Consider the following 216-nt stretch of genomic DNA (forward strand, 5'->3'; position numbering starts at 1 on the left):
ATCGCACTCTAAATTTCGTTACTTATATGTAGACGCAATGTATATCAAAGTGAGAGAGGACAATCGCGTCGTGTCTAAAGCTGTTTATATCGCCCAAGGTGTTAATGATATAAATAAACGAGAAATCGTCGGTTTTATGGTCTCAGAAGAAGAAACCGAAGCAGCCTGGTCACGCTTCTTTCTAGATTTACGCTCGCGTGGACTACAGACACCAAC

1 protein-coding gene is annotated in these 216 nt (G+C 41.7%); it reads left to right on the plus strand.

Annotated features, from left to right (window positions below; genetic code table 11):
• A partial coding sequence (locus FEZ33_RS12325) for a transposase (protein WP_171031406.1) occupies positions 1–216 on the plus strand: 216 nt, incomplete at both ends.

The sequence above is a fragment of the Ruoffia tabacinasalis genome (assembly GCF_005864045.1).
Classification (GTDB): domain Bacteria; phylum Bacillota; class Bacilli; order Lactobacillales; family Aerococcaceae; genus Ruoffia; species Ruoffia tabacinasalis.